General features: G+C 46.1%; 19 protein-coding genes and 2 tRNA genes. 13 read left to right on the top strand and 8 right to left on the bottom strand.

Translation table 11 applies throughout. The features are described from left to right. Nucleotides 1–692: 692 nt before the first annotated feature. Nucleotides 693–1937 carry an alpha-hydroxyketone-type quorum-sensing autoinducer synthase gene (cqsA, locus tag CR164_RS09235; RefSeq protein WP_110023702.1) on the top strand — a complete coding sequence of 415 codons (1245 nt, stop codon included), beginning with the start codon at nt 693–695 and terminating at the stop codon, nt 1935–1937. 15 nt (nt 1938–1952) lie between these two features. Here cqsA and CR164_RS09230 read toward each other — a convergent pair whose 3' ends face one another. Beyond that, nucleotides 1953–2327, bottom strand: coding sequence for a rhodanese-like domain-containing protein (locus CR164_RS09230; protein WP_110023701.1), 375 nt, complete (start codon nt 2325–2327; stop codon nt 1953–1955). Between the two features lie 195 nt (nt 2328–2522). On the opposite strand from CR164_RS09230, the gene CR164_RS13160 reads away from it, so the two are divergent. Continuing rightward, the gene (locus tag CR164_RS13160; protein ID WP_110023700.1) at nt 2523–2951 is read left to right on the top strand and encodes a hypothetical protein; all 429 of its coding nucleotides are present in this window, start codon (nt 2523–2525) and stop codon (nt 2949–2951) included. Here the strand turns inward: CR164_RS13160 and CR164_RS09220 are convergent. Continuing rightward, nucleotides 2915–3001: transfer RNA gene (locus tag CR164_RS09220), tRNA-Ser, on the bottom strand. The genes CR164_RS13160 and CR164_RS09220 overlap by 37 nt on opposite strands. A 362-nt stretch (nt 3002–3363) precedes the next feature. Between CR164_RS09220 and CR164_RS09215 the strand changes: the two genes are divergently transcribed. Beyond that, a complete protein-coding gene (locus CR164_RS09215) occupies nt 3364–3852 on the top strand; it encodes an NfeD family protein (RefSeq protein ID WP_110023699.1) in 489 nt (162 codons plus the stop codon). Nucleotides 3853–3868: 16 nt separating this feature from the next. Beyond that, nucleotides 3869–4846, top strand: a complete 978-nt coding sequence (locus tag CR164_RS09210) for an SPFH domain-containing protein (RefSeq protein ID WP_110023698.1) — start codon at nt 3869–3871, stop codon at nt 4844–4846. A 206-nt stretch (nt 4847–5052) separates the two neighbouring features. Here the strand turns inward: CR164_RS09210 and CR164_RS09200 are convergent. Continuing rightward, nucleotides 5053–5125, bottom strand: a tRNA-Gly gene (locus CR164_RS09200). Nucleotides 5126–5241: 116 nt separating this feature from the next. Beyond that, a complete protein-coding gene (trpB, locus tag CR164_RS09195) occupies nt 5242–6444 on the bottom strand; it encodes a tryptophan synthase subunit beta (RefSeq protein WP_110023696.1) in 1203 nt (400 codons plus the stop codon). 228 nt (nt 6445–6672) lie between these two features. On the opposite strand from trpB, the gene CR164_RS09190 reads away from it, so the two are divergent. Continuing rightward, complete coding sequence (locus CR164_RS09190) at nt 6673–9393, top strand: putative LPS assembly protein LptD (protein ID WP_110023695.1); 2721 nt, start codon at nt 6673–6675, stop codon at nt 9391–9393. A gap of 56 nt (nt 9394–9449) precedes the next feature. Here CR164_RS09190 and CR164_RS09185 read toward each other — a convergent pair whose 3' ends face one another. Next, nucleotides 9450–10322: an alpha/beta fold hydrolase gene (locus CR164_RS09185; RefSeq protein WP_110023694.1), complete on the bottom strand. Its 873-nt coding sequence runs from the start codon at nt 10320–10322 to the stop codon at nt 9450–9452. A gap of 137 nt (nt 10323–10459) precedes the next feature. On the opposite strand from CR164_RS09185, the gene CR164_RS09180 reads away from it, so the two are divergent. Together CR164_RS09180 and uvrA are read left to right on the top strand one after the other, a co-directional pair. Continuing rightward, on the top strand, nt 10460–10858 hold the full coding sequence (locus tag CR164_RS09180; RefSeq protein ID WP_110023820.1) for an RrF2 family transcriptional regulator: 399 nt from the start codon (nt 10460–10462) through the stop codon (nt 10856–10858). A gap of 104 nt (nt 10859–10962) precedes the next feature. Further along, nucleotides 10963–13836 carry an excinuclease ABC subunit UvrA gene (gene uvrA / locus CR164_RS09175; protein ID WP_110023693.1) on the top strand — a complete coding sequence of 958 codons (2874 nt, stop codon included), beginning with the start codon at nt 10963–10965 and terminating at the stop codon, nt 13834–13836. Between the two features lie 46 nt (nt 13837–13882). On the opposite strand, the gene CR164_RS09170 is transcribed toward uvrA, so the two are convergent. Further along, a complete protein-coding gene (locus tag CR164_RS09170; RefSeq protein ID WP_110023692.1) occupies nt 13883–14179 on the bottom strand; it encodes a hypothetical protein in 297 nt (98 codons plus the stop codon). A 231-nt stretch (nt 14180–14410) separates the two neighbouring features. Here CR164_RS09170 and groES point away from each other — a divergent pair, with 231 nt between their 5' ends. From groES to CR164_RS09140, 6 genes are all read left to right on the top strand, one after another. After that, complete coding sequence (gene groES / locus CR164_RS09165) at nt 14411–14698, top strand: co-chaperone GroES (RefSeq protein ID WP_110023691.1); 288 nt, start codon at nt 14411–14413, stop codon at nt 14696–14698. A gap of 50 nt (nt 14699–14748) precedes the next feature. Next, nucleotides 14749–16392 carry a chaperonin GroEL gene (groL, locus tag CR164_RS09160; RefSeq protein ID WP_110023690.1) on the top strand — a complete coding sequence of 548 codons (1644 nt, stop codon included), beginning with the start codon at nt 14749–14751 and terminating at the stop codon, nt 16390–16392. 169 nt (nt 16393–16561) lie between these two features. Continuing rightward, on the top strand, nt 16562–17242 hold the full coding sequence (gene queC / locus CR164_RS09155; protein WP_110023819.1) for a 7-cyano-7-deazaguanine synthase QueC: 681 nt from the start codon (nt 16562–16564) through the stop codon (nt 17240–17242). Nucleotides 17243–17389: 147 nt separating this feature from the next. Then, nucleotides 17390–18064, top strand: coding sequence for a CPBP family intramembrane glutamic endopeptidase (locus CR164_RS09150; RefSeq protein WP_110023689.1), 675 nt, complete (start codon nt 17390–17392; stop codon nt 18062–18064). Nucleotides 18065–18084: 20 nt separating this feature from the next. Further along, nucleotides 18085–18912, top strand: a complete 828-nt coding sequence (trpA, locus tag CR164_RS09145) for a tryptophan synthase subunit alpha (RefSeq protein WP_110023688.1) — start codon at nt 18085–18087, stop codon at nt 18910–18912. Continuing rightward, complete coding sequence (locus CR164_RS09140) at nt 18909–19967, top strand: glycosyltransferase family 2 protein (protein ID WP_110023687.1); 1059 nt, start codon at nt 18909–18911, stop codon at nt 19965–19967. The genes trpA and CR164_RS09140 overlap by 4 nt, the downstream gene beginning before the upstream one ends. Nucleotides 19968–19970: 3 nt before the next feature. Here the strand turns inward: CR164_RS09140 and CR164_RS09135 are convergent, their stop codons facing one another. Together CR164_RS09135 and CR164_RS09130 are read right to left on the bottom strand one after the other, a co-directional pair. After that, nucleotides 19971–20528, bottom strand: a complete 558-nt coding sequence (locus tag CR164_RS09135) for an SRPBCC family protein (protein ID WP_239994524.1) — start codon at nt 20526–20528, stop codon at nt 19971–19973. A 95-nt stretch (nt 20529–20623) separates the two neighbouring features. Continuing rightward, nucleotides 20624–21298: an SRPBCC family protein gene (locus CR164_RS09130; protein WP_110023686.1), complete on the bottom strand. Its 675-nt coding sequence runs from the start codon at nt 21296–21298 to the stop codon at nt 20624–20626. Nucleotides 21299–21314: the final 16 nt, after the last annotated feature.

Genomic DNA, 21314 nt, shown 5'->3' with positions numbered 1-21314 from the left:
AAGCTAAAAAAAAAGGGTATCATGATCCAGCATGAAAGAATAAAATAGATTGGGAAAAAAGATTTGGACCAAGAAGGTAGATAATGGTAGAAAACCCAAGGAATACTTACGATAGCGATAAGCATCCTGAAATGAAAATTTTCAAATTCCTGCGGGAAAGTATATGACCATATGAAATAAAACAGTGGAAAACCCACAAGGCCGAAAAGTCCCATAATCGGGATATTAGGCTCAGCATGCTCAAGAATATTTAAGGCTTTTTGCCAAAAAAAATCTAAGAGTTTTTGATACAGCATTGCTCTATTGAATAATTAATTATTTCTCTTGTGCTAAGTGTTTGAGTCTAATTTAATTTTTCCCCTTGTTCTGTAAAAATACTATTACAATATCTGAAAATTTTCCTTTGAATTTCTTCTTTTTAACTATTGCATTTGTTGGTTTGCAAAATTATTTGAAGTATTTGATTGGAGATAAATTTTAAACACTCTTTTTGTGAACGAAATGAAGTGCTATAAATACTTTTTTATAGTGTATTTATTGTTCAAATTAATTGATGAACTATATGAGATTCATTTTGCCGATTGGTAAAATTTTATTTTATAGGTGATTGGGCTCAAGATGTCGGTTTTTGAATAAATTGCAGTATTAGGTTTCTGATTGAAGTACTTTGAGTTAAAAGTTGGGGTGTAGATATGTTCCGGGATGAAGAATACAGGAAATGTCCTGAACGGAAGCCGAACGATTCGGTAGGGCAATTACCTGATTTTATCGAGAGAAAGCTTAAGGCGTGTGAGGAGGAAGCCTTTAAACCTAGAAAAAGCGGTAAACCGCTTGTTATAGGGAACAGAATTCCTGGGTCTGATTCTATTGTTCTCCAAAGCAATGATTACCTTCATATTTCTAAGCACCCCGATATTGTACGTGCTCAAGTTTCAATACTGGAAAACTCGATACAGGAACTAGTTATGTCATCGGTTTTTCTGCGTGAAGGCAGTGATAAATCGATTTTTGAAAAGTCAATGGCAGATTTCATGGGCTTTGAAAGTTCTATTCTCTGTCAATCTGGATGGGCTGCGAATGTTGGTCTTTTGCAGGTTATTGCAAGTGAGGATATCCCTGTATATATAGATTTTTTTACTCATATGTCATTATGGGAAGGTGTGAGAACAGCTGGTGCGATTCCTTATTCATTCAGGCATAACGATGTTGAGCATATGGAACGCTTGATAAAGGAGCATGGCCCAGGTATCGTGCTTGTGGATTCGCTGTACAGTACTACGGGGGATATTGCTCTCCTTGAAGATATTGTCGATGTTGCCGAGCGATACGGTTGTGTAATTGTCATCGATGAGTCGCATTCGCTTGGGACCCATGGCGAAAAAGGGACAGGTCTTGTAAGCGAACTGGGATTAACCAAAAAAGTACACTTTATTACGGCTAGTCTTGCCAAAGCATTTGCGGGTAGGGCTGGTATAATTGTTTGTTCAGAGCATTTTGCTCGTTTCTATCCCTATCTTGCGTTTCCTTATATTTTTAGTTCTGCTTTATTGCCTTATGAAATAGCTGGTTTACAGGCAAGTCTCAAAATTATTGCGAATGCTGATGAAAGAAGATCACGCTTACACGAGAATGCAAAATTCGTGCGCGAAAGTCTTGACTCTCTTGGGTATAATATTGCTAGTCAGTCTCAAATTATTGCAATAGAAAGTGGTTTAGAGAGTGAAGCTGAGGTTTTCCGTGATTCGTTGGAAGCGCGGAATGTTTTTGGGTCCGTATTTTTTCCTCCAGCCACCCCGAAAAATCGTACGTTAGTCCGTTTTTCGCTTCACAGTGAGTTGAAAAAAGAAGAGCTTCAATATCTCCTCAGAGTTTGCGAAGAAATCAGGGATGAGGTGAATATGTGGGGTTGGAAATCTACTAAAAGAAAGGGGCGGTAAAGCGTTTTTTCAGGGTTAGGCTCGTTTACTGAACATTTGCTGCAGCTTTTTCAAAAGACTTTGTTTCGGTCTGCTTTTAACTGGTAGCCCTTCTTTTTCCCATCGAATGATCCCGTGTTCCAGATTGAAAACCCTGCGATGTCCATGGTTGATAAGAAGGCGTGCAGCAAACAAACTCCGGTTGCCCCTTCTGCAAGCGATTATAATCTTTCGTTTTGCCGGTATTTCCTTAACCCTTTGTTCAAATCCGCTGAGAGGAATCTCCATGATATCGGGAATATCGAATGATTTTCTGGCAATTTCATGCGGTGTACGAACATCGACAAGTAACGCCCCTTTTTTCATCATTGCATAGGCGTTTTTAGGACTGACCTCTTTAACCTGGACCATAAAATTATACCTGCTACCTCTTTGGGTTCATCAAATACTGGAGTACGTTACTCGTATGCCTTCACACGGGTATGGATATTACGAAATATCGGGTGAAAACAATGAATGAAAAGTTGGTTTTGGCCAAGGCAGCCGTTCGATCCTTCTTGTTCGGGTTCTCATCCCTCCCAAAGACTAAAAAAGCAACCCTCCCTGTTGGAAAGATTGCTTTTTTACAGCGGAGAGGGAGGGATTGATTCAATGCTTCGCATTTCACCCCGACATGGTCGGGGCAGCAACGCTATCGCGTGCTGTCTCAATGGCTCTGCCATTGTTCGAACCCTCCTGTTCGGGTTCTCATCCCTCCCAAAAGCCAAAAAGCAACCCTCCCTGTTGGGAAGATTGCTTTTTTACAGCGGAGAGGGAGGGATTGATTCAATGCTTCGCATTTCACCCCGACATGGTCGGGGCAGCAACGCTATCGCGTGCTGTCTCAATGGCTCTGCCATTGTTCGAACCCTCTATCGGGTTCTCATCCCTCCCCGTTGTAATGCGGACGTATGGAAACAAAAAAAGCCCCAGTGTTTTGCTGAGGCTTTTCTTTTCTGCGGAGAGGGAGGGATTCGAACCCTCGGTACGAATTAACGCACAACGGTTTTCGAGACCGCCCGATTCAACCACTCTCGCACCTCTCCTTGTTGTGCAACAACGCAGGCGTTTGTTGCATCTATCCTTTTGTGAGGATAGGAGGGGAATATAAAAAGCCCAATCCTTTTCCTCAAAATCTGTTTTGTACAATCTTCGCTGATAACGCCATGCAAGGGTTGCATGATGACAGCGGTTATGAAAGCCTGGACGCATAGAGTGATTTTTCTGGATAGGTTCGGATGGAATGGCTTTTGATTTTCTTTTTGTGATTACAGTGTTTTTACTTACTCTTAGAAAAAGTTATCGGGAGTTCTCGGTCGTAAGAGGTTTCCTTCAAAACAAATATTCCCTGAAAATATTTTTGCTTTTCAACTCTATGAAGAGCTGGCTATGCTGATCATCTGTGTTCATGGTGGTGTGGCATAACAAGGTTGAATCATCTATTACTCTGAATGGCATTATTATGGAGGCTTGGTATTACTGGATCATACTGGGGGTGATTTTATGGATTGTTGAGATATTCAGTTACCCCTTTTTCATCATTGGGATTTTCGGTACGTCCTCGCTGGTTGCCGGTTTGGTTGCTTTTGCGGGTTTTGGCTTCAAAGCGCAACTGATTGCGTTCAGTGTCGGCAGTTTGGTTGTGGCTTACGGAGTAAGGCCACTCTTTAACGGCTTCAGGGCTCGCAGGGTGGAGAAAACGAATGTTGACGCATTACTTGATCGTGTCTGTGTGGTTGTCGAAGAGATCGACGCGGATAAAGGGTCGGGGAGGGTGAAGATCGGCGGAGAAACGTGGAAGGCGGTGGCCGTAAATGGCCAGGTTGTTCCTGTGGGGGAACAAGTTGTTGTAAAAGATGTACAAGGTTGCACGCTTTTTGTAGAAGTCAAATCATAACCTCAAAGGAGAAAATATGTTATCTGTGTTGTTTCTTTTTTTGGTCGTTCTTGCCATCGTTTTTTTGGTAAAGGGATTCAAGATTGTCAAGCAGTCCGAAACGATGGTCATCGAAAGGCTGGGTTCCTATCATAGAACGCTTTCTCCTGGTATCAACATTATATGGCCGATAATTGACAAACCGAGAACCATTGAATGGAGATATGTGAAGTCGGATCTTTCTGGAGACATCGTCATCAGGAGGGATAGTATCACCCGAATCGATTTGAGGGAGACGTTGTATGATTTTCCAAAACAAAGCGTTATAACACGCGATAACGTGGCAATCGAGATCAACGCCCTGTTGTATTTCCAAATCACCGATCCAAAAAGGGCGGTCTATGAAATCGCCAATCTTCCGGATGCCGTAGAGAAATTGACCCAAACAACGCTGCGAAATATTATCGGTGAACTCGATCTCGACAATACCCTGACCTCACGAGATACGATAAACGGAAAGCTGAAAGCGATACTTGACGAAGCTACTGATAAATGGGGGGTGAAGGTGAATCGTGTTGAGCTCCAGGATATCAATCCTCCTGCCGGTGTCAAGGATGCGATGGAAAAGCAAATGAGGGCGGAACGTGACCGCAGGGCCTCCATTCTTGAAGCGGAAGGTATGAAGCAGGCCAAGATTCTCGAAGCGGAAGGTATCAGGCAGTCCGAGATCAACAAGGCTGAAGGACTCAGAGAGGCTGTGGCGCTCGAAGCTGCCGGTGAAGCTGAAGCGAGAATCAAAGTTGCGAAGGCCGAAGCCGAAGCGGTGTCGATCGTTACCAGTGCGATAAAAGAGTCGGATGGAAATCCTACCGCTTACCTTGTTGCTCTCAAGTATATCGATGCGATGAAGGAGATGGTAAGCGGTAAAGACAACAAGGTTGTCTATATGCCTTATGAGGCATCGTCTTTACTCGGGTCTGTCGGAAGTATAAAAGATATGTTCCAGAAGAATTAACGGCAATCTGTTTCTTCTCTGTCGAGGAACGGCAACCTGCTGCGGTATCTTTTCCGCAGCAGGAAGTGCGAATTTGCAGAAACAGCTTTTCGAAGACAATGAAGTTTCTCTCTTCGAGAGCGAAGGAGTTTCCTGAAGAGACGGCAGGAATGTGGTATCGGTGAAATAAAAAAAGCCCCGGCTTGTGACCAGGACTTTTTGTTCGGAGCGGGAAACGAGACTCGAACTCGCGACCCCAACCTTGGCAAGGTTGTGCTCTACCAACTGAGCTATTCCCGCTTGAGGAGTTGTAATTATAAGGCTTTCGGTTTTCTTTTCCAAAGATTTTCCGGACTTTTTCCGGAGAAAGCGATTTGTCGATTCCCCCTCGACAGTTCAAAGAACAAACGATCTTTTCAGTCAAGTTCAATGCTTTTCATGATTGTATCCATGTCCTTGTCGCCTCTTCCGGAAAGGTTGACGACCAAGATGCTGTCTTTGGACATTTCTTTGGCCCTGACTGTTGCGTAGTGTATTGCATGTGCCGATTCGAGAGCGCATATTATGCCTTCTGTCGTTGCAAGCTGTTTGAGCGCGTCAAGTGCTTCCGTGTCGGTTGCCGAAGTGTAATCGACCAGTCCCAGTTCCTGCAGATAACAATGTTCCGGTCCTACTCCGGGGTAATCGAGTCCTGCCGATATTGAATGGGCTTCGGTGACCTGCCCGTAATCATCTTGCAGAATTTTCATCATTGCGCCGTGGAGAACACCCTTTTTCCCTTTGGTTAGAGATGCGGCATTGAGACCTTTCAGACCCTCACCTGCAGCTTCTACCCCAACCATCTCGATGGCTTTGCTTTGATCGAGGAATTCGTAGAACATCCCGATCGCGTTACTGCCTCCTCCCACACAGGCTGTAATGACGTCCGGCAGGCGGCCGGCCTCTTCAATTATCTGCTGCTTTGTTTCCCGGCCGATAACTGCCTGGAAATCACGGACCATCATCGGGTAAGGATGCATGCCTACGACCGATCCGATGATATAAAATGTTTCTTCCGGATTGTTGATCCAGTCACGTATGGCTTCGCTTGTAGCGTCTTTGAGCGTTTTCGTGCCGCTCTCTACTGGACGAACCTCTGCACCGAGCAGTTTCATTCGCGCAACATTCGGTGCCTGCCGTTTTATATCTTCGGCGCCCATATACACGACACAGTTCAGATTGAACAAGGCGCAGACCGTTGCTGTCGCGACGCCATGCTGTCCGGCTCCGGTCTCGGCGATGATCCGTTTTTTTGCCATGCGTTTGGCCAGAAGTGCCTGGCCAAGTGCGTTGTTGATTTTATGTGCTCCGGTATGGCAGAGGTCTTCTCTTTTCAGGTAGATCTGTGCGCCTCCGATTTTCCGGCTCAGATTTTCTGCATGGTAAAGCGGGGTAGGCCGCCCAACATAGTTTCGAAGAAGTTTGGTATACTCATCCCAGAATGCCGGATCCTTTTTTGCCTTGGCGTATTCCTGTTCGAGGTCGGAAGCGTTTTTAAGAAGGGTTTCCGGAATGAATTTTCCTCCAAAACCGCCGTAATGTCCCGTATTGTCGGGAGCTGTATATGCTGACTTTGTCATTGTTACGTTGATCGATTCTTCTTGCTGTGTGCCGACTTGATTGCTTTATGGGCTTTTAGCCGGACTTCGTGATGGAGCTATAATTTTTCATTGCCGTTCGGATTTGCTGAAATCAGGTGAACGACTTCAGATAGGTTGAGTATAGCTAACTAAAATAATATATATTTAGTCTTTTATTGGCCAACTCCCAGGAAATATAAACCTTTTTCAGGCAGGAGCGCTATCAACGTGTTGCTTTCAAGTAGGTTCACACTGAAGCTTGTTGTACTCTCAGGATTGTTATTGTCAGTTGTTGCATGCATGCCGGTCTTCTCACAGGTCAAGTCCGAGACAAAAGTTTCCGGCAGTAAAGAGGATCGTGACAAGAGTGGGCTTGATACCACGATCGTCTATACTGCCCGTGATTCACTTGTCTACGACATCACAGAGCAGACGATGGAGCTGTGGGGGCAGGCTTCGGTACGGTACGAGGATATGAAACTGGACGCCCCGAAGATTCTCGTAGATTACGATACTTCGGTTTTTGATGCGTTTGCGGCGAAAGATTCACTGGGGAAGGTAACGGAACTTCCCGTCTTCACCGACAAAGAGGGCGCGTTTGAGGCTGAAAGTATGAAGTACAACTATGCTACGAGAAGAGGTAGAACGGTCAATGTGTCCTCCGAAATCGAAGAGGGATATTATACCGGAGCCAATGTCAAGCGGTTGGAAACCGGAGAGTTGTATATCCGGGACGGTATCTATACAACCTGTCCGAAAGAAGATCCGGATTTCTGGTTTTACGGCAAGGACATGAAGATCATTCCCAATGACAAGGTCGTGGCCAGGCCTCTGGTTTTGTATATACGGCCCAAACCTTTTTCCTGGCGCCTGCCTGCAGTTCCTCTCGTACCCCTGCCTTTCATGTTTCTTCCGATAAAAAGTGAGCGCACGTCGGGTTTTCTTATCCCGAAATTCGGCGACGATGACCGGGGGGTTTATTTTTCAAACCTGGGCTATTTCTGGGCTTTCAATGATTATATGGATCTGCGGGCTGAAGGTGACTTGGCTTTCAACGGCAGTTGGCGGCTTGGTCAGCGTTTTCGTTACAAGAAGAGGTATCTTTTTGACGGCTATTTTCAGGGGGAATATGAACGTTATATTCTCTCGCACCCTGACGATCCCGATTATGTCGATTACGGTAACTGGAATTTCGAACTGGTGCACCACCATCGGTTCGATCCTACCGCAAAGCTTGATCTTAATCTGTATTACCAGGGAGGACGCCGCTACTATGATGTCAATTCGATCAATCCTGAATCGATTATCAACGAACAAGCCAATTCCTACGCTTCGTTTTCAAAAACGTTCGATGAAGGAAAACGCAGTATTGCTGTAGGTTATCAACGTTCGCAAGACCTCAGGGATGATGATCTCATTCAATCGGTAAGCGCCTCGTATTTCCAGCAGCGCGTTTATCCTTTCAGAAAGGATGGGACGGCTCAGGATGACTGGCGATCCCGTTTTTCTCTTACTCCCAGTGCATCGGCAAATGCCGAGTATGCCACGTTGGATGACTTGAATTTCAGTGATTATGATATCGATGCCGGTTTACGGATGGCATACAAGCAGGATTTCGGCAAAGGTTTTTCAGCCGATTTTTCGCAAAGGGTAAACCTGGAAGCGAGAGTGGACAACAATCCGGTCGATGAGGACAGGTGGGGAACCAAGCTTGAATTACCATTCAGCATCAACTCGACCCTGTTCAAATACTTCAATGTCAACGGCAGTTTTAACTACTATAACTATTACGTTAACAGTTATGTTGAGAAGTACTATGACGATAGCCTGGAGGAGGTTGTCACGAAAACGATAGATGACCCGTCTTCCTTTTCCGTGTATTCTCTCGACCTTGATGCACAGACAAGACTTTACGGAACGTGGTATACTCCCATGCTCGAGGATCTGATCGGAGTCAAAGCTTTGCGCCACACCATAATTCCAAACTTGACATTTTCCTACAGTCCTGATTTTTCAGGTGAAGGTTATGATTATTACGGTACGTATATCGATTCGTTAAACCAGCCGGTACGCTATAACAAATATCAGGATGCAATCTATAGCAATATTTTTGAAGAAAGAAGTGCTGTAGGTATATCGATACAAAACCTTTTGCAGGCAAAAGTTAAAGGGAAAGTCACTCCAGAAGGCAAGGTTACGGATGACAAGATTCTTCAACTGCTTTCACTGTCTGTTTCAACGAGTTATAATTTTGCGGCGGATTCTTTGAGGCTTGCGCCGTTGACGTTTTTAGCAACGAGTAATGCCTTGGCTCCGAATTTTCTGTTGCGGGCAGGTGCTACTCATGATATTTACAGCTTTGATCGGGTTACCGGGGAACGTATTGACAAGTTGAATGTGAACGACCGGGGTGGATTGTTACGTTTTGTCCAGGGATTTGTGAACATGAGTCTCAGTATGAAAGGCAAAATTGGCAATAGCGATATGGCTAAAAGGCGGGGAGCCGGAGGTCAGGCAGCAGATGGGTCGGATGAGGACGAAGAGCAGATGACCGCCGAGAAAGCGATATACAAGGAGCGTTACGATCGTGATTTCTACAGATACGTCGATAACCGGCTGCCATGGCAATTGAGGTTGTCACTCTACCTTAATTCAAATAGGTACGATCCCCTCGAGCCTGCAAATACGACTGTTTTGTTGAACACTTCTGCAAAAGTGTCTTTGAACAAAACCTGGCATCTCAGTTTGAATACCGGTTATGACATTCAGGAGCATGAGCTTATTTATCCACAGATAAATCTTTACGGTGATTTCGATTGTTGGGATATGAATTTTCAATGGGTTCCGACCGGAGAGTACAGTAGTTATTTTTTCCAGATCGGTATAAAGGCTCCTCATTTGCAGGATATCAGGTTCCGCCAAAGCGGGAGACTTTCGGAAGCCTCATAATATGGGTATAACAGAGAGCGAATAAGCTATTTTTGGTAGTAAGGTTCGGTCTGTTTTCACAGTTCGTGGGAGAGTATATATGCCAAGCGGGCATTGAATGTTTCGTGCGCATCATGATGGATGCAATGCGAAGCTTCAGGAATGATGAATGCACCGGCCTGAGGCAGCAGTTGCTGGAATTCCGGGATGATTTTATGAGGTGGCAGGGCGCTGTCTTCCGCTCCCCAGACGAGAAACGCTTTGTTTCGGTAATTGCACGGTTTCGGGAGATGCTCCAGTGTAAAATCATGCGGTCTTCGGGAAGGGGAAAGATAAGACCATACAGCGCCTTTATCCTGGAGGGGTTTTGTGAACTGGTTGATCAGCTGTAAATCAACTTTTTTCTGGTTATAGTACGTTGGCAGAAGGCTTTGGCTCACCCCTATGTGGTTTGCGAATGCTGCAAACATGACTTCACCGATCAGGGGGGAAGCAATGAGGCCGAAAAATGCTTTCGCCATCGGATCCATTGTGTCGCCGAAAAGCCCTGACGGGTTCGCCAGTATGAGTCCTTCTACAATATCCGGATTCTCATGGGCAAAGTAGAGGCCTGATGCCCCTCCCATAGAATGTCCTACAATAACTACGTTGCTGATGTTTTTGTGGACCAGAAGTGCTCGTATCTGCTCGGCAAACAGTGAAAGACGGTACCTGGCATTGGGTTTTTCCGATCCGCCGAATCCCAGGAGATCGATGGCAAGTATATGATATTTCTCCGCAAACAACGGTATGTTCTGATTCCAATGTTCCAGCATACCGCCGTAACCGTGAACAAACAGCAAGGATGGTTTGTCCGTTTTCGGCTGGCTGTATTCCCGATATCGTATTCGTGCGTTTTTTCCTTTCTCGTATTCCCAGTTGAGGAAAAGGTCTGTAGACAGAGCGTTCATGTTTCAGATGTCCAAGGCAACAAAGAGTTCGTGATTGAATATACCTGATAGAGTCAAAATAAAAAGGCTGATGTTAAAAATAATTGTTAAATTGGTTAAAAATTGTCCAATTTAATGTGGTTTTCACACCGAGTGTCATGTTGAAAGTTTCAAGAAAATTTGAATATGGGCTTCATGCTGCAGTATATCTTGCTCGCAAGGAACCTGATACGGTCGTGACCGTAAAAGAAATGTCTTTGGAGATAGGGTTTTCGCAGGAGTTTATGGCAAAAGCCATGCAGCATTTGAAAAAAGCCGGTCTTGCTGTATCGGTTCAAGGAGTGAAGGGGGGATATCGTCTGGCAAAGTCTCCGGATGATATCACCATTTCGGATATCGGCAGGGCAACGGAAGGGGTCCCTCATCTCATGCGATGCTCTGTTGATAGCGGAAAATGTGAAATTGTCGATACGTGCCCTCATCGCGGTTATATGTTCATGCTTGAAAAAAAGATCGACATGCTTATGGCGGGTACAACTGTATCAGCTCTTCTTTGAAGCGGCTGGGTAATTTCGCCGTTGTGTCGTAACTCTTTTTCGGTTAGTTTGTCACCCACTATGTTAAAAGCCGTATAGAGCTGCAAGGTAAGCCAAAGAGTATAATGCAGAAAGAAAAGGTTGTTTCCGGCCAGAATACAGTGCTTCCCGATATTGTCATGCAGGGGGTCTGTACCCATAATCTGAAGAATATATCCGTACGGATTCCCAGGAATAAGTTTGTCGTTATAACCGGTGTAAGCGGGTCAGGGAAGTCAAGTCTTGCTTTCGATACGCTCTATGCCGAAGGGCATCGAAGATATGTTGAATCGATGTCGGCTTACATACGTCAGTTTCTCGAAAGAATGCCCAGGCCGGAGATAGCTTCTATAGAGGGTATTGCTCCTGCGATTGCCATTGAGCAGAAAGCCATTCCGAAAAACCCGCGTTCAACAGTCGGAACCGTTTCTGAAATCTATGATTATTTAAGGCTGCTTTTTGCGAGAATAGGTAAAATTTATTCGGCCGATACCAATGAGCTTGTACTGAAGCATACCCCTGAAGATGTCGGATGGCAGGTCGATTTTCTTGAAGAGGGGAGTCGTTTTTTTGTCGGTTTTCCTTTTCCCTGCCACACCACTACCAGTTCACACCGTTGCCCGGTAGATGAAGAATTGAAAAACCTGTTGCAGAAAGGTTTTTTTCGGCTGGTATACAAAGATGAAATTCTCGATATCAACGACGAAGCGGTTCGCAAGCGTGTTGTCGATATGGACGCGGAAGATGTCATGCAGGTGATCGTGCTTGTTGACCGCTTTAAGGCCGTTCATGATGAGAAAACCAGCAGCAGGGTTGCTCAGGCGGCTGAAACAAGTTTCAATGAGTCGAGTGGTTATGCGTTACTGAAAGTTGTCGGGGGGAAGATGTTCCGTTTCAGTGACCGTCTCGAGCTGAACGGTGTTGAATATCAAGAGCCGACTCCCCAGCTCTTTGCATTCAATTCTCCGCTTGGCGCTTGTCCTGAATGTCAGGGGTTCGGTCGGGTTGCCGGTATCGATGAAGATGCAGTTATTCCCAACAAATCATTAAGCCTGGCTGAAGGGGCCATTGCCTGCTGGAACTCAGAGAAGTACAGCCGTCACAGGAAGAAACTTCTTGACATTGCCGCGGAGGTTGGTATTCCGGTCGACCGGCCTTACGAGAAGCTTTCACCTGTCCATAAAAATATGATCTGGAAGGGTGTGCACCAGAAAGGGTACAAGGGTGTCAGCCGTTTTTTTGCCGAAATCGAAAAAGATGCCGGCTACAAGATGCACCTGCGTGTGTTTCTCAGCCGTTACAGGGGCTATGCGGCTTGCACTGCCTGCGAAGGAAGCCGACTCAAGCCGGAAGCGAGGTGTGTCAAGGTTTCCGGGAAAAACATCGGCGAAATAAGCAAGTTGAACATTGCAGATGCCAATGATTTTTTCAGGAATCTCGATATATCGCCCTTCGATAGAAAAGTTGCCGGCGCTTTGCTGTTGGAAATTCAGAAGCGATTGCAATATATGCTCGATGTCGGTCTCGATTATTTGACGCTCGATCGACTCACGCACACATTGAGCGGAGGAGAGTTTCAGCGGATCAATCTTTCGACATCTCTCGGCTCGCCGCTGGTCGGCGCGATGTACATTCTCGATGAACCGAGTATCGGGTTGCACCAGAGCGATTCTGCACGGTTGATAAGGTTGTTGAAGCGTTTGCGGGATCTCGGTAATACGGTGGTCGTTGTCGAGCATGATCGGGAGATCATCGAAGCAGCCGATGAAATTATCGATCTCGGGCCGAAAGCCGGAAAAATGGGTGGAAAAGTTGTTTTTCACGGGGTTCCGGGAAAGATTTTGGAGAAAACCGGGTCACTTACAGCCGATTACCTCACAGGTAAAAAAACAATTCCTGTTCCTTTCAGACGTCGAAACCCTGATTTTTCCAGGTGTATCGAAGTGCATGGCGCTATGCAGAACAATCTGAAAAACATCGATGTGCGGTTTCCTCTTGGGGTTATGACCTGCGTGACCGGTGTCAGCGGTTCGGGAAAATCTACCCTTGTCAACGATATTGTCAAGAAAGGGATTGCCAGAGCAAAAGAGAATAGCAGTGAAAAAGTCGGTACCCACCGTTCTATAATAGGGGCGGAACTTGTCGACGGTGTCGAACATGTTGACCAGTCGCCAATCGGAAAATCCAGCAGAAGTAATCCAGCCACGTACCTGAAAGTATTCGATGATATCCGCCAGCTGTTCGCCCAGACCAGGGATGCTCGATCAAGAGGATGGAAGCCCGGTTATTTTTCTTTCAATATTCCAGGGGGGCGTTGCGAAACCTGCGCGGGTGAAGGGATAGTGAAAATAGAAATGCAGTTTCTTGCAGACATTGAAGCGGTTTGTGAAGAGTGTGGCGGGAAGCGATACAAAAGCGATACTCTTGAAATCCGTTATAAAGGTCTTTCCATTGCCGAGGTGCTTGATCTTACCGTTCAGGAGGCTATGGAGTTTTTTTCCTCAGAAAAATCAATACGACGGAAACTTGCTGTCCTCGATGATGTCGGTCTCGGATATATTCGTCTGGGCCAGTCTTCGAGTACGCTTTCCGGAGGAGAGGCTCAACGCCTGAAACTTTCGCATTTCATTGCAAAATCCGATACTGCTCATACGCTCTTTATTTTTGATGAGCCGACCACAGGTCTTCATTTTGATGATATTCTCAAACTCATCAACTGTTTCGAGCGTCTTCTCGAACAAGGCAACTCTCTGTTGATCATCGAACACAATCCTGATATCATCAAACAGGCCGACTGGATTATCGATCTCGGTCCGGGAGCAGGAAATAAAGGGGGCGAAATTGTTGTCGAGGGGACACCTGAATCGATATGCGAATGCCCGGCATCACTCACCGGAAAACATCTCAAGCCCTGGCTTGAAGAGGGGGGTGATGAGAAACAAGTGACGGGAAACAAGTGACAAGTTACAAGAAAAACATTACCGGAGTCTTCGCTCGTCACTTTCTTCACTTGTCAAAATTATGTTCCGGCGGATCGTCCTCGAGCGCTCCTCCGTGCAGTCGTATGTGTGGAAAGTGTGATGCCGATGTTCTTTCAACCCAAACGTCCTTTCCTTTCTCGGCGAGTTTTTCATTTTCGGCAACCGTCAGTCTGTTTTTTGCAAGGGCTATAATTTCAGCAAGTACCTCACCTCCATTACGGTCCAGTTCTGTCGCCGTGTTGTCACTCATTTTCGAGCAGATACTTTCATATTTCTCTTCTGCGATTTTCCCAATTGTGTGATAGAGCTTGTCTTTATCCATAAATACAGGGTCAAGTGGTTTGTAACTTGTAATAAAAAAACATTTTCAAGAACAGCAACGTTCCGATGGCCATGAGTGAAAAATATTTTGCGGGAAAGATTTTTTTTTGGATATTTGTTACTGGTTTTAGCACTCGCAAGCATTGAGTGCTAAAATCGGATGACTGTACGAGTCACCAGTGTTTTTTTGTGAAAGATGTATATCCCATAAACTAAAACATACAAAGGAAAGATGAACTTAAAACCTTTAGCTGACCGAGTAATCGTCAAGCCGGCGCCAGCAGAGGAGAAGACCAAGGGCGGGCTTTACATTCCGGATACCGGAAAAGAAAAACCTCAGTACGGTGAGGTTGTTGCTGTAGGTCCGGGTAAGGTTGCCGACAGCGGACAGGTCCTTGAAATGCAGGTTGTGGTTGGACAGAAAGTACTGTATGGCAAGTACTCAGGAACTGAAGTTGCCGTAGAAGGTGAAGACTATCTCATCATGAGGGAGTCTGACATTTTTGCTATTCTGGATTGATTTTTCAGACTATCACTATTTAAAATATTTTTCAGGAGGAAAGTTTAACAATGACTGCTAAAGATATTCTCTTTGATGCAGAGGCCAGAGCCAAGCTGAAAGTCGGTGTGGACAAGCTTGCCGATGCTGTAAAGGTTACACTCGGCCCTGCCGGTAGAAATGTGCTTATCGACAAGAAATTCGGTGCACCGACCTCGACAAAAGACGGGGTTACCGTTGCAAAAGAGATCGAGCTTGAAGATTCTTTTGAAAACATGGGTGCACAGATGGTCCGTGAAGTATCCTCGAAAACAAGCGACGTTGCTGGTGACGGTACAACAACCGCAACCGTTCTTGCTCAGGCCATCTACCGTGAAGGTTTGAAAAACGTTGCAGCCGGTGCCCGCCCGATCGATCTCAAGAGAGGCATTGACAAAGCTGTAAAAGACGTTATCGTAGAACTCAGGGAAATCAGCCGTGATATTTCCGGTAAAAAGGAAATTGCACAGGTTGGAACCATTTCTGCCAACAACGATCCTGAAATCGGTGAGCTGATTGCCGAAGCGATGGAAAAAGTCGGTAAAGACGGTGTGATTACCGTTGAGGAAGCAAAAGGCATGGAAACCGAGCTGAAAGTCGTGGAAGGTATGCAGTTCGATCGCGGTTACCTTTCTCCTTACTTTGTGACCAACTCGGAAAAGATGGATGCCGAGCTTGAAGATCCCTACATTCTGATCCACGATAAGAAGATCAGCAACATGAAAGATCTTCTGCCGATTCTTGAGAAAACAGCTCAGTCAGGCAGGCCGCTGATGATCATTTCTGAAGATATCGAAGGTGAAGCTCTTGCTACTCTCGTTGTCAACAAGCTTCGTGGTACACTGAAAGTATGTGCGGTCAAAGCACCGGGCTTCGGTGACCGTCGCAAGGCCATGTTGGAAGATATCGCCATTCTGACCGGCGGTACGGTAATTTCCGAGGAGAAAGGCTACAAACTCGAAAACGCTACGATTTCCTATCTTGGTCAAGCAGCTACCATATCGGTTGACAAAGACAATACAACCATCGTCGAAGGTAAAGGCCAGGCTGATGATATCAAGGCCCGCATCAACGAGATCAAGAGCCAGATCGAGAAATCGACATCTGACTACGACACCGAAAAACTTCAGGAGCGCCTTGCAAAGCTTTCCGGCGGTGTTGCGGTTATCAATATCGGTGCTTCGACCGAGGTCGAGATGAAAGAGAAAAAGGCCCGCGTTGAAGATGCTCTTCACGCTACACGTGCTGCTGTACAGGAAGGTATCGTTGCTGGCGGTGGTGTTGCACTGATTCGTGCTGCCAAAGGTCTGGAGAGCACCGAGCCGGAAAACAACGATCAGAAAACCGGTGTCGAAATCATCCGCCGTTCTCTTGAAGAACCTCTTCGTCAGATTGTTGCCAATACCGGTACGACCGACGGCGCAGTGGTTGTCGAGAAGGTGAAGCAGGGTGAAGGTGATTTTGGCTTCAACGCCAGAACTGAAGAGTACGAAAAGATGATTGATGCTGGTGTTGTCGATCCTACCAAGGTAACAAGAACCGCTCTTGAGAATGCAGCATCGGTTGCAGGTATTCTCCTGACGACTGAAGCGGCTATTACCGATATCAAGGAAGATGCACCTGAAATGCCGGCAATGCCTCCGGGTGGCATGGGCGGTATGGGCGGTATGATGTAAAGAGCCTGTATCCAAGTAGTTAAGAAGGCCACCCTGCTTGCCAGGGTGGCTTTTTTTTTACAGAAATTCCTACCTTGACTAAATGGGAGAATAAAGCCGGTTTCGAAGCCGACCGAGAATTTTCCGCTAGGTAATGATTTTATTCATCAATCAGAAGCAGATACATGCAATGAGAGCCGTAGTACTGATAAGCGGGGGAATGGATAGTCTTGTAGTAACAGCTCTTGCAGATTTCCTGGGCTATGATATCGCTGCGATGCATGTCAATTACGGTCAGCGTACTTGGCAGAAAGAGCTGATGGCTTTCCGTCAGATATGCAGCCATTACAATATTGAACGAAGATTGGAAATCGATACGCCTTTTCTTGCACAGATAGGAGGGTCTTCCCTGACGGACAACACAATTCCTGTAGAAGCTGCGGATCTTGACGGTTCGGAAGTACCATCGAGTTATGTGCCGTTCAGGAATGCAAGTTTTCTCTCGATGGCGGCGAGCTGGTCAGAGGTTATCGGAGCGAACAAAATATTCATCGGTGCGGTCGAAGAAGACTCTTCGGGATATCCTGATTGCCGCAAGGTGTTTTACGAGGCTTTCAACAGGGTAATCGAACTTGGCACACGGCCTGAAACCGCTATTGAAATTCAAACACCACTTATAGATCTGCAAAAATCAGGGATTGTCAAGAAAGGGATCGATCTTGACGTTCCATTTCAGTATAGTTGGTCCTGCTACAAAAGTGAAGGCAAGGCATGTGGGGTTTGTGACAGCTGTGCCCGAAGACTCAGGGCTTTCCAGCAGGTAGGGGTTCCCGATCCGATTGATTACGAGGAACGGCCAGGGTATGTATGATCGAGTTGGGGCTGTAAACGGGTATTCCAATTTGTCAGAAGGTTTTTCATCGGTTTTCCTTTGTGTTCGATGGCTGAAGAATCGTTTTGCTGATCCGTCCCGGTTCATATTTGGTTTTTGTATTAAAAGAATAAAGTTCATAGGAACATGACATCGTCGAAGAAGTTTTCTTTCGTACAGGAAGGTGATCAAGAGCGTTTACAACTTTCATTCGGGCTTATGGCCCTCATATGGATAGTGGGTTTTGCCGGGCACTTTACCCCGCTGCGTGAATGGCCTGCACTGACTCTTTATGTTATCGGTTCATTGAGTCTTGTGCTTTTCCAGGGAGTGAAGCGCAATGGCTGGAAAAGCATGTACATGGCAGGGGGACACTACAAGAAATCATTACTTTGGGGGGGGGGCGCCGGAGCGTTACTTTTCTTTATGGCTCTGTTCAATACCCATAATCATTATGAAAACGGCGGTGCGGCTATGGATGGGATGGAAGCATTGCTTCGCAAGGATTTTCTTCTCTATCTTTTTCCTGTATTGGTACTTGCAGAGGAGTTATTTTGGAGGGGGATTATGGCCTCTTCTCTTGCAGCCTATAATGTCAATCGGCATATTATCGTGCTGGTCACCACGTTGTGCTTTGCGCTCAACCACTTTGCCGTTGCGCCGGTTGCTATGGAGGAGCGCCTGCTTATGGCAATCATGGCGTTGCCGCTTGGCATTGCAGGAGGATATATAACATTGGGTACAAAAAATGTGTGGGGGAGCGTTGTCGTGCACATGTCTGCGATGATCTCCATGTTTATCGGTATGCAAATGAACACATAATACATAGCTTGACACATCATATGACGCAAAACAGGGTTTCAACGTTACTCAAAGAACAGAGAAAATTTCTCATTGCTTACTATATGCCTGAATTTCCCGTTCCCGGATCGACGCTTCCGGTTCTTGAAGCGTTACAGAAGAGCGGTATCGACATCATTGAGCTTGGCATACCCTATTCCGATCCCATAGGAGACGGGCCGGTTATACAGGAGGCGGCGCAGATAGCGATCAAGAACGGTGTTCACACCGCCGGTATTCTAAAGATGGTCGGAAAAGCAAGAGCCGGTGAAGGATGTGAAAAAATTACGGTGCCAGTCATGCTTATGGGCTATTGCAGCCCGCTGATAGCATATGGGGGAGACTGTTTTCTGACCGATGCCTTGGGGGCTGGAGTTGACGGGTTGCTCATACCGGATCTTCCGCCGGAAGAAGCTGAAGATTTTCTCGAAAGGGCCAAGGGCTTCGGGCTTTCCGTTGTTTTTTTTATTTCTCCTCTGACTCCTGTCGATCGTATCAGGAGGATAGATGCGTTGTCAACCGATTTTTCATACTGTTTTGCGGTTAATGCAACAACCGGAACAGGTAAGCTGGGTGAGACAGATCGTGAAGCCGATATCGAAGCCTATCTCCACCGGGTCAGGGAGAATACCAGAAAGAAATTTGTTGTCGGTTTCGGTATAAAGGACCGTAAACGCATTGAAAAGGTCTGGAGCGTTGCTGACGGGGCGGTTGTCGGCACGGCACTTTTGCAGGCCATACGCGATGCATCAACACCTCAAGAGGCAGCGGCAATGGCTGCGGAATTTTGCGAGACATTGCAGGGCACCGGGAAACAGTCAACGTTATGACCCGGCGTGATCCTTCTGTCGAGATAATTATTCCACACTACAGAGGGCGCTTCATACTCGAGCGCTGTCTTGACTCCCTTGTGAAAACCTCTTATACGGCGATGAGTATCTGTATTGTCGATAACGGTAGTGGAGAGGGGGATATTTGTGCCGAGCTGAAAAGAAGGATTGAAAAACTGAGGGTTGTCACTCTTCAGTCGAACAAAGGATATGCCGGGGGGTGTAACAGCGCATTGCTGTCTTCTTCTGCAGACTATGTGGTTTTCATGAATGACGATACGGTCGTCGAACCCTCATGGCTTTTGCCTCTTGTCGAGTTGGCGGAAGCTGACGGTGCCATCGCTGCACTTCAGCCAAAGATTCTTTCTTTGCAGGCAAAACAGGCCGGAAAAAAGATTTTTGATTATGCGGGTGCAGCCGGTGGGTTGATCGACCGGCTGGGTTATCCCTATTGTTATGGGCGGACATTTTTCCGGACGGAAAACGATTATGGTCAATATGATGAAGGGAAAGATATTTTCTGGGCATCGGGAGTCGCCATGTTTGCAAAAAGAGTGGTTGTTACAGATCTCGGGGGGTTTGACGATGATTTTTTCATGCATATGGAAGAGATAGATCTTTGCTGGCGCATGCTTTTACAGGGTCACCGTATCGTATCGGTGCCTTCTTCTATTGTTTATCATGAGGGAGGGGCGTCATTGGCAAAAGGGGCTCCAGAAAAAATCTATCTGAATCACAGAAACAATCTGGCGATGCTGCTTAAAAACAGAAGCGCCACCGCTCTTGTATGGGTCTTACCGCTCAGGATGGTGCTCGAATGTGTTGCTGCCGTTCGATACCTCATAACAGGTTCACAGCGTACGAAGAGTGCTTTGAGTGTGCTGCGGGCGTTGATCGATAACATTCGACTTCTGCGTAATACGCTGAAGAAGCGAAATGACGTTCAGGTGATGAGAAATGTTACGGATAAGATGCTGTTTCGTAATGCCCCGTTATCGATATTTTTCAGTCCCGTTGTCGCTGAAAAAAAGGCGACAGGACAACCTCTACAATGAGTGTCATATTTCGGGATTTGGTTTCCTGGTTTCAGCGAGATTTTTGATTGTCTCCAAAATTGTCGGAAGGTCCTGGTGTTGTACAAAGCTCACAAGAAGGGGAGGGGCAAAAAAATCGGGCTTCAGTACTGCTTTCCAGGAAAGAAATGTGCCATCATCACTGTCCGAGGGTTCGAATTTCCATTGCCCCCGGTAGATTTTAAAGTCACCCTCGATAATATTGAACGTAAGGCTTCGGGGAAATATCTCTTTAACCCTGAGTACGATATGAACCGATTTTTCGAAGAATAGGATGCCGCTTTTTCCGGTCTGTTCAAGGATTTTTTCATCACCTTTTTCTTCAATAACCTTGCTTTCAACCACTTTCGGTATGCTCTCGCTGAGATGATCGTAGTCCGTAAGAACGGACCAGACGGTTTCAGGGGAGGCGGCCACGAAAATTGAACCCGAGGTGTCGATGATACCATCGTCCAGGAAAAGTGTTTTGATAATGGCTTCTCCTTTCAGCAGTTTCTGCCGGTCGTTTTCCGGCATGCTGCTATTTGGTGCAGCGTTGCTCATGGTAAAATGTTTTTGCAGTGGGGTAAGGGGTATAATCGAAATGTAGTATATTCGCCGAAATAACCGTGCAATACGGTCGAGGGATAATGTCGAAACTATTGATTCTTTCTTTCTTCAGGATTCGACAGCGCAACCGTTTTTTTTGTTTCTCTTTCAGGGCTGACGGTTGCTTTGCTGGATTCAGAGAGCTCTCTGATTGTTTCCAGCAGCTCGCGCAGATCTCTTTTCTGGACAGCATCGATAATGAACCCGGGTGCGGAAAAATCGGGTTTTACGGTTGCTGACCAAGTAACGAACGTTCCGTATTCTTCATGGGGGGTCAGGACCCATTTCCCGTTGAAGGTTTCGAAATCTCCACTTATAAGATTGAATGAAAGCGTGTCGGGAAAGGTTTCGATGATCGTCATTTTGGTACTGAACTTGACTTTAAAGAACAGCACACCGGTTTTGCTTGTCTGTTCGATGATTTTGATGTTTCCATTATCCTCTATGACAGTGCTTTCCTTTACTTTCGGCATGGTGTCGGGGAAGTTATCGTAATCGGTTATCACCGTCCATATGGTTTCCGGAACCGAACGAATATATACCGAGCCGGACACGTCGATCACATCATCATCGTCTCTTTCAAGAAAGATAATGGTTTCACCGTCGAGAAGACGTGTTTGTTCCGATGGGAGGTTCAGCCGGGGTGACTCTGCAGTTGCTGATGCTGCAAAAAAGAACAGAAACAAAACACTGACTATCATAGCCGGGTGTGTTCTCTTTGTCATAAGTGCATTTGTTTTT

It is taken from the genome of Prosthecochloris marina (assembly GCF_003182595.1).
GTDB lineage: Bacteria > Bacteroidota > Chlorobiia > Chlorobiales > Chlorobiaceae > Prosthecochloris > Prosthecochloris marina.
The sequence above is the reverse complement of the archived record's forward strand: the minus strand, read 5'-3'. Positions and strand labels throughout refer to the sequence as shown.